General features: G+C 59.0%; 13 protein-coding genes. 6 read left to right on the top strand and 7 right to left on the bottom strand.

Features of this window, described 5'->3' with window-relative positions:
- Positions 1-11: 11 nt before the first annotated feature.
- Both ACJO5Y_RS18435 and ACJO5Y_RS18440 read left to right on the top strand, forming a co-directional pair.
- Positions 12-2,213: an ATP-binding protein gene (locus ACJO5Y_RS18435; RefSeq protein ID WP_406989274.1), complete on the top strand. Its 2,202-nt coding sequence runs from the start codon at positions 12-14 to the stop codon at positions 2,211-2,213.
- Complete coding sequence (locus ACJO5Y_RS18440) at positions 2,210-2,875, top strand: LuxR C-terminal-related transcriptional regulator (RefSeq protein WP_406989276.1); 666 nt, start codon at positions 2,210-2,212, stop codon at positions 2,873-2,875. The genes ACJO5Y_RS18435 and ACJO5Y_RS18440 overlap by 4 nt, the downstream gene beginning before the upstream one ends.
- 1 nt (position 2,876) lies before the next feature.
- Here ACJO5Y_RS18440 and ACJO5Y_RS18445 read toward each other — a convergent pair whose 3' ends face one another.
- Positions 2,877-4,685, bottom strand: coding sequence for an SLC13 family permease (locus tag ACJO5Y_RS18445; protein ID WP_406989278.1), 1,809 nt, complete (start codon positions 4,683-4,685; stop codon positions 2,877-2,879).
- Positions 4,686-4,833: 148 nt separating this feature from the next.
- On the opposite strand from ACJO5Y_RS18445, the gene ACJO5Y_RS18450 reads away from it, so the two are divergent.
- Together ACJO5Y_RS18450 and ACJO5Y_RS18455 are read left to right on the top strand one after the other, a co-directional pair.
- Positions 4,834-6,213, top strand: a complete 1,380-nt coding sequence (locus ACJO5Y_RS18450) for a sigma-54 dependent transcriptional regulator (protein WP_406989280.1) — start codon at positions 4,834-4,836, stop codon at positions 6,211-6,213.
- Positions 6,214-6,288: 75 nt separating this feature from the next.
- Positions 6,289-7,293, top strand: a complete 1,005-nt coding sequence (locus ACJO5Y_RS18455) for a transporter (RefSeq protein WP_406989281.1) — start codon at positions 6,289-6,291, stop codon at positions 7,291-7,293.
- 7 nt (positions 7,294-7,300) lie between these two features.
- On the opposite strand, the gene ACJO5Y_RS18460 is transcribed toward ACJO5Y_RS18455, so the two are convergent.
- From ACJO5Y_RS18460 to ACJO5Y_RS18485, 6 genes are all read right to left on the bottom strand, one after another.
- On the bottom strand, positions 7,301-7,789 hold the full coding sequence (locus ACJO5Y_RS18460) for a hypothetical protein (RefSeq protein WP_406989283.1): 489 nt from the start codon (positions 7,787-7,789) through the stop codon (positions 7,301-7,303).
- 1 nt (position 7,790) lies between these two features.
- A complete protein-coding gene (locus ACJO5Y_RS18465; protein ID WP_406989285.1) occupies positions 7,791-8,483 on the bottom strand; it encodes a C39 family peptidase in 693 nt (230 codons plus the stop codon).
- Between the two features lie 18 nt (positions 8,484-8,501).
- The gene (locus tag ACJO5Y_RS18470) at positions 8,502-8,852 is read right to left on the bottom strand and encodes a hypothetical protein (RefSeq protein WP_406989287.1); all 351 of its coding nucleotides are present in this window, start codon (positions 8,850-8,852) and stop codon (positions 8,502-8,504) included.
- 54 nt (positions 8,853-8,906) lie between these two features.
- The gene (locus ACJO5Y_RS18475; RefSeq protein WP_406989288.1) at positions 8,907-9,614 is read right to left on the bottom strand and encodes a dentin sialophosphoprotein; all 708 of its coding nucleotides are present in this window, start codon (positions 9,612-9,614) and stop codon (positions 8,907-8,909) included.
- A gap of 378 nt (positions 9,615-9,992) precedes the next feature.
- Positions 9,993-11,585: an isocitrate lyase gene (locus ACJO5Y_RS18480; protein WP_406989290.1), complete on the bottom strand. Its 1,593-nt coding sequence runs from the start codon at positions 11,583-11,585 to the stop codon at positions 9,993-9,995.
- A 216-nt stretch (positions 11,586-11,801) separates the two neighbouring features.
- Entirely contained in the window at positions 11,802-13,748 is a 1,947-nt protein-coding gene (locus tag ACJO5Y_RS18485) for a CASTOR/POLLUX-related putative ion channel (protein WP_406989292.1), read from the bottom strand.
- 74 nt (positions 13,749-13,822) lie between these two features.
- Between ACJO5Y_RS18485 and ACJO5Y_RS18490 the strand changes: the two genes are divergently transcribed.
- Positions 13,823-15,058 (top strand): hypothetical protein, encoded by a 1,236-nt coding sequence (locus tag ACJO5Y_RS18490; RefSeq protein ID WP_406989294.1) that lies wholly within the window; start codon positions 13,823-13,825, stop codon positions 15,056-15,058.
- Positions 15,059-15,130: 72 nt separating this feature from the next.
- A complete protein-coding gene (locus ACJO5Y_RS18495) occupies positions 15,131-16,132 on the top strand; it encodes a ChaN family lipoprotein (protein ID WP_406989295.1) in 1,002 nt (333 codons plus the stop codon).
- Position 16,133 lies beyond the last annotated feature (1 nt).

Here is a 16,133-nt window from a genome sequence, read left to right on the forward strand (position 1 = left end):
TAAGGAGCTACATGTCGAAGCAATGGGCACCATCGACGGTTCTGTCGACTGGCATCGCCGTCGGTCTGGCCCTGTTCCTGCTTGCTCTTTACTTTGCCACTGGCGTGCCCCGCCTGGGCATCACCACCGTGCCTGGCCAGGAAGGCGCGCGCATTGTCGACGTTGACCCGGAAGGCCCCCTCGCCAGAATCCTGAAACCCGGTGACGAGCTCATCGCCGTTCGTAGTGAAACACGGGAAATGGCCCTGGAACCGTTTGATGCCATTGCCGAACCGGACGATGCCGCCACCTACGGCCCCTACAACCGATTCTTTGAACGCCAGGATCACCTCTGGACAACGCTGCAGTCAGACCGCGTCAGTTTTGGCTTCAAAGCCGCGGAAAGCATTCCAGGCTCGGACACGCAGGCGCTGGTTCAGCAAACTGACTGGGTGACCGTTAACCTGACAACTGACGTCAGCCCGACAGACCTGTCACCCGAGTTCTGGTACCAGGTGATTTGTGGCTTGCTGATCTTCTGGATGGGGGTCGCAGCCTGGGCGTTCGTCCAGAACGAGCGCGGGCCATTTTTTTACGCCCTCGCCGGCTTCGGCATTGCCGTGGCGATTATTGCCAGCGCGGTGTACACCACCCGGGAACTGAGCCTGCCGGCAGACCTTCTGCTGGCCCTGTCCCGTAGCAACCAGTTCGGAGCCATGCTGTTCGCCGGCGCTGGCACCACTCTGTTGTGGCATTACCCGACATCCCTGTCCCATTTCCGCTTCGAATGGCTGATGCTTCCCCTGGTGGCGCTGATCCTGGCGGCAAACTGGGGGCAATGGATCGACAGCCTCGACATTACCGCCCGCTATACCCTGCTCGCCTGGGCGCTGACGGATGTCATTCTCGCGGTTGTCCAGTGGCGGCGAACCCGGCGGGAGCCAGTGGCGCGGGCGCGCCTGAAATGGTTTGTCTACTCCTGGTTCGGCGGCATCATCAGCTACCTGTCGCTGGTGGTTGTACCCCAGGTGATCGGCTACCCCTCCCTGATCCATCAGAAATACGCCTGGATCCTGTTCGTCTTCTCCTACCTCGGCATTGCCCTCGGTATCGTCCGGTACCGGCTGTTTGACCTCGACCGCTGGATCCTGGTGGCCTGGTTCTGGTTCCTGTGCGGCATCCTCGTTATTGTGATCGATGGCCTTCTGGTGCTCTGGCTCGACCTGCAATACTCCATGAGTCTGGTGGTGAGCCTGGCCCTGGTGGGCTGGGTGTATTTCCCGTTGCGGCAGATGTTGCTTCGCCGCTTCCTTCCCTCTTCCGCCAGAGAGGACCAGTGGGAGCAACTGCCCACCATGATCAGCGATGCCTTTGAAGTTGGCGGCAGCATCGACAGGCAATGGCAGAAGGCCTTGCACAGGTCGTTCAGCCCGCTGCAGACCCGTCGCCTGGAACACGGCTGTACCACACCGGCTGTGCTGGACAATGGCCTGAAGCTGCGAACACCTCTGCTGGGCGAATCCGCCTGCCTGGAAATGAGTTACGCCAACCAGGGACACCGGCTGTTTGACCATCAGGATACGCAGTTTGCCGCCCGGGCGATGGAGCTCTTTCGCTTTGCCCGCCAGTACCGGGACTCCTTCGAGGACGGCATCAAGACCGAGCGTGAACGGGTAGCCCGGGATCTGCACGACGACGTCGGGGCGAGATTGCTGTCCATCATATACCGGGCCAACGACACCGAACTCAGCGGCCTGGCACGGGAATGCCTGCGGGAACTGCGCGGTGTTATTCAGGGGCTCCAGAAACAGATCGTGCCTCTGGACCAGAGTTTTTCCCGCTGGCACATCGAAGCTGGTGAACGCTGCCAGTTGTTCGGAATTGATCTGGATATGACCCTCGCCCCCGACGCCGCCATTATAACCCTGACACCCCGGGTGGAACGGAACCTGATGAGCATTATCCGGGAGTTCCTGAGCAACACCATTCGCCACGCCCGGGCGACGGATGTCCGGTTGCACATCCGCTATCAGGACAGCTGCCTGATCCTCGACGCCAGCGACAACGGCATCGGCTGGGGCACTGAACTGACCGCAAATGCCAGCGGCATCGGCCTTCACAGCATTCGCGAGCGATGCGAAGAACTGTATGGCGACATGCGCTATTACTGTCCGCTGAACAGTGGCGCCGGCATGATCTGCACATTGCCGGCGCCCGGAGCTCCACAATCATGAAACAGGTGTTGATCCTTGAAGACCTTAAAGACGCCCAGCGGTGGCTCACCGGGGCTGTTCTGGCCTCTTTCCCGGAGGCACAGGTGCATTGTTGCGATACCCTGGGTTCGGCCCTGGCCTGGCTGGACGGTAAGCAACCCGAGCTGTGCCTGGTCGACCTGCGCCTGCCGGACGGCTCCGGCGTCGACTTCATTCGCCACTGCAAGTCCGTCGCCCCGTCCGCCCATCAGGTGGTCACCACCATTTACGACGATGACATTCATCTGTTTCCCGCCATACAGGCGGGCGCCAACGGATACCTGCTCAAGGACGAGCCGCGCCAGGTGATTGCCGATGCGCTGAAAAAGCTGGCCACCGGAACGCCGCCGTTGTCGCCCCAGATCACTCAGCGCATGATGAATTACTTTCAGCAGGTGCGATCAACGCCCCTGGGGCAGGAGGGGCGACAGGAGACCGCCGGAGTACTCAGCTCCCGGGAGCGGCAAGTGTTGGAGATGATCGCCCGGGGATTCAAGACCGCCGAAGTGGCCGACATTCTGGACGTCAGCTATCACACCGCCGCGCGGCACATCAAGAACATCTATGCCAAGCTTGGCATCAGCAGCCGCGCCGAGGCCGTGCAGGAGGCTATCCGCCTGGGGCTTTATGATCCTCATGCCTGAGCTACCCCCAGACCAACATGATCATCGGCACAGCCACGACCGTGACCAGGATCGACAAGGGCAACCCCAGGCGCCAGTAGTCCCCGAACCGGTATCCCCCCGGTTCCATCACCAGGGCATTGGACTGGTGCCCGATGGGTGTCAGAAAAGCGCATGACGCTCCCACTGCAACACCCATCAGCACTGCGTCAGAAGGCATGCCCAGCTCCGCGGACAGGCTGAGGGCAATAGGAGCCACCAGTATTGCGGCAGCGGCGTTATTGACCACATTCGACAACAGCATGGTACCCACCAATACCACCGTAAGCACAATGGCCGGTGCCAGCCCGTCGCTCAGTGCCAGCATCTGTGCCGCAATCAGTTCGGCGCCGCCGGTGGTTTCCAGGGCCTGACCAACGGGAATCATGGCAGCAAGCAGCACAATGACGGACCAGTCGATAGCCTTGTAGGCATCCGGGGCACTGAGCAGGCCCGCCAACACCATCGATACGGCGCAAGCCACCAGTGCCACTGGTGGCGCCAGCCAGCCGGCCACAATGGTGACAATGGCAGCCATGAACAGACCACCGGCCAACATCGCATTGCGCTCCCGCCCCAGCCTGAGGCCACGTTCAGCAAGGGGCAGACAACCGAGTCGTTGCAATGTGCCACCCAGGGAATCCTCGTGTCCCTGTACCAACAGGATATCCCCCGCCTGAATGCGCACATCCCCAAGCCGGCGCTTCAACCGGTGCCCCTGACGCGCCATGGCAACGATATTAAGGCCATGGTATTCCCTCAGGTTCAGACGATTGGCGGTCTGTCCCACCAGGCTGGACTCAGGGGTTACCACCACTTCCGAAAGCCGGACCTCACCAGAGGCCAGCTCCTTCCGGGGCCGCGTTTCGTCCCCTTCCTCCCGGGCTTCATCACCGTCGTCTTCACTGGTACTGGCAAGCGCCAGCCCCGTGTGATCCAGAAAATTCTGAAGGCTCTCCGTGTCGGCTTCCACCAGCAGGACATCCCCTTCTCTCAAAACCTTGTAGGTGGATGGCGCCAGCGACCGGCTGTCTTCCCGGATCAGTGCCAGCACGACCACGTCGTTCTCACTGTCAGCGTCGGTTAACAGATTGTGGAGCGTGGCCCCTGCGTAGGACGATTCCTCGGGCACCTGCAGTTCGGTGACATAATCACCGACACTGAACAGCTTGCCTCCATCATCGCTGTCTTGCCGCTGAGGCGTCAGGCGCCAGCCTGCCAGGGTAATGAAAGCAATGCCGGCAAGCGTGATCACACCGCCGACGGGGGCGAAATCAAACAAACCAAAGGAGCCGGTTTCGCGGTAGCTGGCTATGATGATATTGGGCGGCGTCCCGATCAGCGTCATGGTGCCTCCCAGCAGGGAGCCAAAGGCCAGGGGCATCAGCAGCAGGGAGGGCGATCGGCCCGCTTCCCGCGACATCCATACCGCCACCGGCATCAGTAAAGCCAGGGCGCCGACGTTGTTGATAAAGCCGGAACAGAGTGCAACCACCGCGGTCAACATCAGCACCTGCAAGGTTGGACGATGCCCCACCCGCCCCAGCAAACGGGCAATGCTATCGACCACGCCACCATTCACCAGGCCCTGACTGATCACCAGGACTGCGGCAACGGTAATCACCGCCGGGTGGCCGAAGCCGGAGAACAGTTCATCGCTGGGTATCAATCCCGCCACTGCAATCGCCAGCAAGGCGAGCATTGATACCACATCAAAGCGCAGCCTGTTCCAGATAAACAGCCCCAGCGTGGCCGCCAGAACCCCAAAAACAATGCCCTGCTCCGTACTCACCCGGTTCTCCCATGTCGGCAAAATTTACAGATTCTTGCGTATACGTAGATCAGCTCGATACAACCCACTGAAAACAGGCTCGCTGCCTTAACTGGCACATTACATGTATATCGTCCCGGGAAGGGCCCCCATCCCGAGGAGATTCACCATGCAGGACAAACGACCGCTTGTCTGGTTGTCGGCGGCTAGCATCGACAAACAACCCGACTCGGCACTCTTACCACAATGGAGCATACACCGTTTTGACCTGACAGAACCGCCCCCTTTCGGCCTGGCCAGCGCCGGCAGCGCCAAGGTAGGCGTGCTGGACCTGAGCATCTACCCCGAACAGGGAACGCCTTACCTGGATCAGTGGACGGAAGCCTTCCAGCTTCCCTACTGGGTTGGCGTATTGCCGTCCGCCCCCCATCAGAACACGCCGCTGGGAACGCTCATTTCCCGACACTGCACGGATTACCACACACTACCACTGGACCCGGAACGCCTGAATACGGTGTTGGGCCACCTGTGGGGCATGGCCCAGCTGCAACATCAGGGCGATTCCGAGCACCACGATAGCTATCAGGACGTGGCACTGGAAGGCGCATCCCAAGCCATCCGCCAGGCACGGGCCATGTTGCGGCGGTTTGCCAAAACCCATGAACCCGTGCTGATTGTGGGGGAAAACGGCACCGGCAAAGATGCCGCCGCACGCTTCATCCATGCCCACTCGTCCCGGAGCACCCAGCCACTGGTGACGGTCAATTGTGCTGCGTTACCGGTGTCCCTGACCCAGAGCGAGTTGTTCGGTTATGAGAAAGGTGCATTCACCCATGCCGTGAACAGTCGCCGGGGTCGACTCGAATCCGCAGACGGAGGCACCCTGCTGCTGTCCGGCATTGATGAGCTGGTTCCCGAGCAGCAGTCCGCCATCCTGCGTTTCCTGCAGGAAGGTCAGATTGAACGTATCGGAGCCAACCAACCCAAAAAAGTGGACGTCAGGGTCATTGCCACCAGCGCGCGGCCGCTGAGAAAGCTGGTGGAGACGGAGGAATTTCGCAGCGATGTGTACTACCGCCTGGGCAGCCTGGAGGTCCGGCTGCCTCCGTTACGGGACCGCCCCGAGGACATCCCGATCGTTGCCAACAGGATATTGGCCAATACCCACACGGCTTTCGGCGTGCGCAAACTCAGCAATCAGGCCATGCAAAGCCTCGCCCAGCACGACTGGCCGGGCAATCTGCGCGAACTGCAGAACCGGTTGCGTCAGGCCATGTTGCTGAGCGAGTCGGCCATGATCGAACCGGCGGACCTGGGCCTGCCAGAGCTTGCACTGGCCATCCCCGGCCAGTCTGGCCTCAGCCTTGAGGCATTCCGTGCCAGGGCCGATCGACAGGCACTGTCCTGCAGCCTGGCCCTGTCACACCAGAACGTGTCCGCAGCGGCGCGCATTCTCAATATTTCCCGGGTGTCTTTCTACCGGTTAATGGACAAACACGGTCCCCACAGCCACGCACGCGGCCACAAGCCATTAAGGAACCACCCATAAAAAGGAACAGTAAGAATGGGGTACAGGCACCTACACTCCTTGATGGTGGCGACGTTACTTTTGCCCACAGGTGCCATGGCCGCACCAGATTACGATGACTATGGCGGGCCACAAGCCGCGGAGACCGAATCATCCGGCGATACCGCGACAGACATTGCCTCCATCACCTCGGATCGGGGGATCGTCACCCGTCCTGGCCGCCTGACCATTGAGCCGGCTTTTTCCCACGCCCACAGCAACTCGACGGTCGTGGCGGTGGAAGGGTACACCGTGATACCGGCGCTGCTGGTCGGACTGATTAATATCTCGGAAATACAACGGGATATTTTTGTCGGTGCCCTTTCCCTGAAGTATGGATTTACCAGCAAGTTCGAAGCCGCGCTACGAGTGCCTTATCTGAGCATCAATGAGGACCTGCGGGAACGGCAGGCATTCCAGGGAACGCCCGTGGATACCGTGAAGGAATCATCCGGGGAAGGTTTGGGAGACGTAGAGCTCTCGCTCCGCTATCAACTGAACGACGGCCTGGATGGCATGCCATACATTATCAGTGTTTTGCGGATAAAATCACCGACGGGAGACGGTCCCTACGACGTGGATCAGCGCGTGGTCGAGGACAGCCAGGGCAACCCCATCGGCGTCGAACTCAGGGAACGCCCCACCGGTTCCGGCTTCTGGGCTTTTGAACCCGGCTTTTCCTTTATTTATCCGACCGACCCCGCGGTGCTGTTCGGCAATCTCAGCTACGTCTGGACGCTCGAGGAGGACCAGGGGCTTGAGAACGGCGGCACGGTGGACCCCGGCGATGTGGTGCGTTTCGGTTTTGGCATGGGGTTCGCGTTCAACGAGAAGACGTCGTTCAGCCTGGGCTATGACCACTCAGTCATCCGCAAGACGACCATCGAGCACGACAACAACCTGTTTGATGCACGCTTTGACCGGATCCAGGTGGGCTCCCTCTCCTTCGGGCTGTCACAGCGCCTGTCCACCAGCACCAGCCTGAACCTGACCGTCAGCGTTGGGGTGACCGAAAGCGCACCCAACAGTGAGATCACGCTGAAACTGCCAATCAGTCTCTAACAGGCAGTCAGCGACCGAGGAACTGCAACAGGTGGTCGTTAAGCTGGGCGGGAAGCTGAACGCCTCTGCCGATATTGTTCAGCTCGATATTCAGTTGCTGAACATTCTGGATCACCGTGCTGTCGAGATTGTTCTGGATCATCGTCATCCAGCCCGAGGAATCACTGAGATTGCCCGATACCCTTGGCCCGGCCTGCTGGTTTGGCCCAACCACCTGCAACACGGTTTCGAGCTGGTGTTCCACGACACCACCGTGGACTGACTGGTTCAGGTTGGGGATATTCAGGCGGTTCACCACCATGGTGTCACCGTTCACGGATACGATTTGCTCCAGGCCGATGGCGATCTCCAGGTTATCCAGCACAAACCCACCCCTGAGCTCGGCCAGTTCCGGATTGGCCAGGGGCGTCACCGGCAACGCGAGCTCCGCAACAACCGGTCGGCACAACGCCGAACCCGCCAGGGAAGCCACCAACAATAGCGTGTGTAATCTCATGTCACCACTCCCTCGATGAAGGCCAGTAAGGCAGTGTATGCCCCAGTGACGGGCCACCCTGCCCTTTCTCCAGGGGCGCCCGGGCTACCTGGGGCCAGTTGCCGTCTCCCAGGAATGCGCTTCGACCCTGCTGAAGATGGCTGCGGATAATAAACGCCGTTCCATCCCAGTAACGTTCGAACTGTCGGTATGAGTACACCTTGAGGCCACGGGCGGGGTCACCCACCAGCACCTCGCTTTCACTGATCCCCTTGATCACCACAAAGTGCCGGAACCCATCCAGGTTCAGCAGCACGATCATGGGCAGACGCACCTTTTCCCTGAGTCCTGACAGCGGCAGCCGGAAACCATCGGCCTGGTAGCCTTCGGCCTCCAGGAACCGCTTCATGTCCAGCATGGAGAAACCTTCACGACGGACCTTTTCCGCGTCCGCCAGACTCAGCATGGACAGGAACACGTCCTGTTCGGACACCTCGTGGTCATAGTGATAGGACAACAGCGAAGCAAGGGCTGCAGAACCGCAGCTGAAGTCGTATTGCTGGCGCATAACGCTGTCAAAGCGTTTCTCCTGAAAACTGGTCACACTGACCCGCACATCGCCTCCGATGCCCGGCACCGTCACCGAGCCGGCGAAAACAGTGGACCACAGCAGTCCGGCACCCGCACACAATGCAGTAAAGGCGCGTACAGCCATGATCCACCTCCTTTGCCACTAATGGTTGATCAGTATGTTGATCTGGGTGCTGTCCTGAATCACCACCTGGTTACCGGTGTTCTGGATCACCGTGGCGATGCCGCTCATGTTATCGAACGCGTGGTCAGAGATTGTGTTGTCCCCCGTGACCACGTTGCCCGACAGCATGTTGTCGGAAACGCTGGCATTCTGCTGGTTGTCGTTGATCTGCCACTGCAGCGGAATGCCCTGGCGCCCACTGGCGTCCGACAACTGATCCGCGGAGAGTGGCTCGGCCGTCAACCATTCCTCGGCCTGAACCTGAACTCCCCACCCCAGCGTCAGCGTCAGCAGGGCCGCGCCCAATTTCCATCTGATGACATTACCCATGTCCGTTCTCCCGGGTAACGGGGCCGCACCCGACATGGGCGCGGCCGGTTACCATCAGTTGCCACCGGTACTCAGGTTGGACATCACGCTGACGTTGGCCTGGGTCACGCTATTGGCACCAGCATTCTGGGAAAACGCCCCAACACCGGTGAAGTTTGCGGAACCACCGGAAATCTCGTTATGGCTGGTCGCAGAGGCCATGCCGCCGTGATCACCATCGAGATTGTACGTGGCCGAAACGCCGGAGACTGAACCATCCAGGTCCGCTTCGTTCAGGAACACATGCAAATCCAGGTCGGTGGTACTGTTATCGGAATTGTCCGAATTGTCATTACCGCTGTCTGCAATATTGAACGAATCGTTGATGCTGTTATCGGAGTTGTCGTTACCGCTGTCGGCGACATTGGTGCTGTTGTCGGAGCTGTCGTTGCCGCTGTCAGCAACATTGGTGCTGTTATCGGAGCTGTCGTTGCCGCTGTCCGCGACATTGGTGCTGTTATCCGAGTTGTCATTGGCACTGTCAGCAACGTTGGTACTGTTGTCTGAATTATCCGTGGAGTTGTCGTTTCCACTGTCCGCAACATCCAGATGGGTGGAGTTGTCCGAGCTGTCGTTAGCACTATCGGACACGTTGGCGGCTGTACTTCCATCATCGGCGTTGGCGTTCGGGCTGCCATCCCCGCCCTGGTCAGCCACGGCGGTTCCATACAGTCCAAGTCCCATAGCAACAGCAATCGCTAGCAAGCTTTTTCTGGTTTTCATGACGTACCTTCCTTTTCCATGGTTTCAGCTACGAAGGGATCCGCCCCACCTTTCTGACTACCGTCAAGCCATGGTTCAGACCCGCCTGGTGACTACAGCGATTAACGTGCCAGCTTTGCCCGGGTTACGGCAGGTTATTGTCAGAAAAGGAGTTTTTCAGGAAAAGGAGAGGTCACAGCAATGAATAGCCAATTGAGATCGTTTCGTATCTGAAACACCTTTTTGGGGAGGAACCCTGGCTTCCCAGAGCTTGCCTATAAAATTCAGACACCTGGAGGGAGATGTTAGTGTTTAAAAACAAAACCCCGCACCAGGGCGGGGTTTTGGCATTCAGCCGGGAGCTTTCACCCCCGACCGGAAGACAACGCAACCGTTCGATTAACCGAACTGGTTCATGGTGTTGTCTTTACCACCAGCTTTCAGAGCCGCATCACCTGCGAAGAACTCTTTGTGGTCGTCACCGATGTTGGAACCAGCCATGTCCTGGTGCTTAACGGTGGCGATACCCTGACGGATTTCCTTACGCTGTACGCCTGCAACGTAGGCCAGCATGCCTTCGTCACCGAAGTAGCCCTTGGCCAGGTTGTCGGTGGACAGGGCCGCAGTGTGGTAAGTCGGCAGCGTGATCAGGTGGTGGAAGATACCGGCTTCGCGTGAACCGTCACGCTGGAAGTTACGGCACCACTCGTCAGCCAGCTGACCCAGCTCGGTGTTGTCGTACTCTTCGCTCATCAGCTTGGCACGCTCGTAGGCAGATACGTCCTTGCCTTCTTCCTGCCATGCGTCGAATACCTGCTGACGGAAGTTCAGGGTCCAGTTGAAGGACGGGCTGTTGTTGTAAACCAGCTTGGCGTCGGGCACCACTTCCTTGATGCGGTTAACCATGGCAGCGATCTGGCCAACGTGCGGCTTCTCGGTTTCGATCCACAGCAGGTCGGCGCCGTTCTGCAGGCTGGTGATGCAGTCCAGAACAACACGGTCTTCACCAGTGCCCGGCTTGAACTGGAACAGACCAGAAGCCAGACGCTTCGGACGAACCAACTGGCCGTTCTGCTTGATCACAACGTCGCCGTTGTTGATGTCTTCAGCCTTCTCGATAACTTCACCGTCGATAAAGCTGTTGTACTGGTCACCCAGATCGCCCGGCTCGTTGGTCACGGCGATCTTCTGGGTCAGGCCTGCGCCCAGGGAGTCAGTACGGGCAACGATGACACCGTCGTCAACACCCAGTTCCAGGAACGCCAGACGAACGGCGTTGATCTTGGACAGGAAGTCGGCGTGAGGAACGGTAACCTTACCGTCCTGGTGACCACACTGCTTCTCGTCGGAAACCTGGTTCTCGATCTGGATACAGCAAGCACCCGCTTCGATCATCTGCTTGGCCAGCAGGTAGGTCGCTTCGGCGTTACCGAAACCAGCGTCGATGTCGGCAATGATCGGCACAACGTGAGTTTCGTGGTTGTCGATCTGCTTGATCAGTTCGTCAGCCTTGGCGTTGTCACCGGCATTCTCGGCTTCTTCCAGGGCACGGAACAGGTGGTTCAGTTCCCAGGCATCGGCCTGACGCAGGAAGGTGTAAAGCTCTTCGATCAGACCGGAAACGGCAGTCTTCTCATGCATGGACTGGTCGGGCAGCGGGCCAAACTCAGAGCGCAGGGCCGCAACCATCCAGCCAGACAGGTACAGGTAACGACGCTTGGTGGTACCGAAGTGCTTCTTGATGGACAGCATCTTCTGCTGACCAATGAAGCCGTGCCAGCAGCCCAGAGACTGGGTGTACTGAGCGGTGTCGTTGTCGTAGTTCGCCATGTCTTCGCGCATGATCTTGGCGGTGTACTTGGCGATATCCAGACCAGTCTTGAATTTGTTCTGGGCGCGCATGCGAGCAGCGTGCTTCGGATTGATCGCGTTCCAGGTCGGGTTTTGCTTCAGGATAGAAGCAATGGCGTCAACGTCTTTTGCGTATGGCATGATCTCAGTCCTGTCGTTTAAGGTTTGAGGTGCTCTTCATCAGAAGCAGAAAACTACTCCGGTGAGCCAGCAACCCGATCAAAAATCGTTCAGGTTGCTGACGATGGAAGTTACTTTAGTATCTTTGAATTTATAATTGAAATTTATATTATCTATTCTCATCATTTTTTCCGTGAATGCCAAAGCTGAATTGGCGTCATCGCCAAACGTCTGCAATCAGGTGTTGGCAAGAACCACCAGGCAATCCTCCGGCTGCAACTCCAGATAGGTTCTGCGGGGCGGATTCAGCATCAGGTGGCGACCCCGGTCATCCGCCTTGTGCCGGAACACACCCAGTGCCAGCTCACCCCGGGCTGACAGGATCTTTTCCAGTAACTGGAAATCAACGCTCGCCGGTAATGGATAGTCCTGCGGATCACGGAACTGAATTTCGGCGCCACCGCAGGTAAACAGCTCATCAAGCACTACCCGCAGCTCCCGACGCAGGGCCACCTGTGCCAGCACATGACTGAGAATCATCGGGCTGATCAGCATTTCGCTCTGGTGACCATACAGCAGGTGGCGGTTGTCGGGGTCGCTCAGTTCCATGATCAGCTGAGGTCTGTGGTTGGCCTCGGAAAGGATGTCTTCCAGTTGCAGATACCCCACCATGGCCCGAGCATCGGCCTCCTCACCTGACGCCAGTCGGTCACTGCTCAGCAGGATCACGGCGTCGTAGTCGGTGGGGCGCACTTTGCGTAATTCATCCTCAACCATGTAGTCCGCCTCGATATGGCGGCAGGTTACGTCGTGGTAATCCGGAACGTACCTGGCGATGTCCCGCTCCCTTTCGGCAGCCGGCACCACGGATACAATATCAACATTGAACGCCTGCCCGGCATAACTGCCAAACTCGGCAATCAGGCTGGGCACCCGGCGATTCCAGCCCAGCACCAGGATCGTCCGCGGACGGTCCGCGGCTTTGCGAAGATACCGACCGGCTTCTCCGCGGGTGACAACTGGCAGGGGTTCCAGCTTGAGATTGGCCTCGGTTTCCGAGTAATCCCGGGCCAGCATGATAACGCGGTCAGCCATTTCCACAGACGTATCCGAGGGTGCCATCAACCGCACGTCCCAGCCGCTACCCCTGGGTTTCAGAATCCCCAGCACGATGGCGTGGGGGCGTTGGGCGGCCAGCTGGCCCAGGGTCATGCCTGCAACGGTTTCGCCACCGCGTACATAAATTTCATTGCCTTCACCGGCCGTCAGCAACTCGTTATAGACCTCGGACAAGCCGGGGTGGAGAATATTCTGAACCATTAACCGGCTGATGGTGGCGTCACCACCCACGACCTCGACGGCGCCGGGGTAGGCACGTTCGATGACCGGAAGCTTCCGTATATCCTGAATCTCTGCCACCACGAATGGCAGGGGTGCGTTCAGGTGCCGGGCCTGGGCGGCGATCGACAGCAAGGCTTTCACCGTTTCGACATCAGAGGTCACCAGCGTACCGGCCTCATGGGCGGCACTGGGCACGATAACCGCTGACGCGTCCAGGCAGGCGACCCGATGCAATGCGTCTGGCTGAATCGCCAGGCCGGAACGCAGGATAACCTGGCGAGCCTTGCGCCTGATGCCTGGCTCGTTCCGCAGCTCATGGACCTGTCCCGCCGAGGCGTGTTCCGACAGCACAACCAGATTGAGGGTCTGGGTATCGTGCTTTTCCAGAAACCGGCGCATACGCCCCGACGATCCCAGCAGTTCCGACAGCAGCGGCAGAGTCTGGCTGCTCCAGCCCAGCACCACGATGTGATTTTTCAGGGTAACCGGCGTCAGCCCACGCTCCAGATCGGCCATCTTGGCGATTAACCAGCGGGTCAGGATCGCCACCAGGGTGCCCATGAAGACCACGTAACCGCTGATGGTCAGCAGTGTTGATACGAACCGCTGCCAGGTGCCGACATCGTCGCCCAGATACCCGGGATCGGTCAGACGCAGGAACGCCCACCAGATCGCTGCACCGATATCATTGAATGCTCCGTCCTGGGGGGCCACCAGCAGGCCGCCAACCAGAGAGATCAGGCCGATGAAGACACCCACCACGACTAACTGAAAGCCAGCGCCCTTTACCAGTTGACGTTCTACAATGAATTTAATCCTGTCGATAATACGAAATGGCAGCATGCGGCTCCCTTTTGCCCCTGAACACAAAATACCCGTAGCATAGCGTAATAACACGGATAAAGGCCCTGACAACCATGACCCGGTATCCAATAGCTCTTGGCATCACCCTGACGCTTTCGGTTGTCCCGGGCCCCGGTCCCCAAGCCAGCAGCAACAATCACCTTCCCCAGCCCTGGCGTCAGGACGCCGTCGTCCAGGGGCGGGATGAAACCTACAACACGGAACGCTTTCTCCACGAACTGACCTTCGATCATCACCAGGCAGTTCCCGGCCCCACCGATAACGGCATCCGGGGAACCGGAGGCAGTGTCAGCAGTCGCCGGCTATACTTTGATTTCCGCTTCCGCAACGACTTTGCTTTCAATAACAACCGGCAAGGCTTCCTGCTTGATATCCAGCGCAGCGAAGACCTTGATGGCGCCTATCAGCGACAGTTGGTGGGCTTCCGCCATAACCTGACCGACACGACAGAACTCTGGCTTCAGGGCGACGTTTTCTCCGACAAGTCCGAGTCCGACATCTATTTCAGCATCCGCCAACACATGCCCGGGAACGGCTGGCTCCAAGGCAGCTGGATCCTGCCCGATGCCTATTTCAACAACAAGACCGATACCCGGGATGAATTCGTGCGCAAACCCCAGAGCTTTTTCCTGCAATGGCACCAGGCGACCGATCCGGCGACCCCATCCCTCGGTACCACAGCCTCCTTCACGGTATCACCGGAATCCGAATTCCTGAGCCGTAGCGAGGATCTGCAAGTGGAGAACGAGTCCCTCAAGGCCGCCCTGACGCACCGCTTCCGGCATGATAACTGGCACTGGCAGCTGGAAATCAGCGGCGAACGGACCCGCCGGGACTACCGGCTGTTCGAAGGGGAAGGGGCAACGTCCCCGGACTTTTCCCGCGACCACTTCAAGCTGGATGCCCGCGTTACCGACACTGGGCGGCGATATCAGCCCCGTCTCGGCCTGTCTTACCTTGCCCTGGATGAGGAGGGTTTCTTTGGTCGGGAACTCAATGATGCGGGAACCATCCGGCGCCGGGAGCCCACGGTCTATGGCGGCCTGTCGTTTCCGCTGTCATCCCGGACTACAATGACCCCGGGGCTTTACCTGAGCGTTCCTGATATCCGCCAGACCTTTTCCGAACACCGGAACCGTCGCCATCACGGCTTTACCGGCAAGCTGATGCTGCCTTTTGAAACGGTGATTTCCAAACAGGATCACGCCGTACTGACCCTGAACCCAACGTTTTATCTGCACAAACTCGGCTTTGGCGGCGGCAACCTGCAATTGCACTGGCCGATGTAAGCCTGCCCGCAGGCAGCCCTGCACTGACGAAGGGCTGGCAGTGACCGTCGTTTCATGATCCTATAGGTTGCTATGAAGAGGGTTCATCACGTACTTCCAGTCGCACTCTCCGCATGCCTGACTCTCGCAGGTTGCACCGCCCTGCCCGACCATCGGGCGCAGGTGCTGCCGCCGCAAACGCAATACGATGCCATCATCACGGACAATGATGGGACCCTGCTTTCCATCAACCAACTGGCCAGCCAATTGCGTTCCGCTGATGTGATCGTTATCGGCGAGTACCATGGTCATCACGGTGCCCACCTGCTGCAATCGTTGCTCCAGTCCGCGCTATACCAGCAGCGGCCGCAACAGGTGCTGACCATGGAGCAGTTCGCCCTGGATGACCAGAACGAACTGGATCTTTACCTGGCGGGAAAATCCGGTGAGTCTGAATTGATTGCCGATGCAGACGCCTGGTCCAATTACACAGCCTCCTATCGCCCCCTGGTAGAATTTTCCAAGGCCCGGAGCATTCCGGTGATCGCCGCCAACGCCCCCGCAGACACCGTCCGCTGTATCGGTCGCTCCGGTGCAGACTACCTCGATTCCCTGGCACCGGCGGCACGCAGCCGACTCCCCGAAGCGCCGTTCGTGGACACCCCGGCCTACCGGGAAAAATTCTTCGACACACTGGGGGCAGGCCATGGCAGCTCCGCCCCGAACGCACGGCTGGAAAACAGTTACAAGGCCCAGCTACTGCGGGATAACACCATGGCGGACCATGTCAGCAAAGCGCTGCGTGACTACCCTGACCACCAGGTCATTCACCTGACAGGCACCTTCCACGCTGAACATCGCCTGGGCATGGTCGCCGTGCTTGAGAAGAAACACCCAGACCTCTCGGTAGCCGTTGTCAGCCCGGCATTCTGGCACTCCGGGGATAAACTGGACAGTTTGATCCAAACCCATCAGGGCAAGGGGGATTTTCTCTATTTCCTGCAACCCCTGCCGCGGGAATACACTGACAACGAACGCCACCGTAATGCCATCATGGATCAATTCCGCCAGGCCGCCGACATCTCCTGTGACTGAC

The sequence above is a fragment of the Marinobacter alkalisoli genome, from assembly GCF_045449855.1.
Lineage (GTDB): Bacteria > Pseudomonadota > Gammaproteobacteria > Pseudomonadales > Oleiphilaceae > Marinobacter.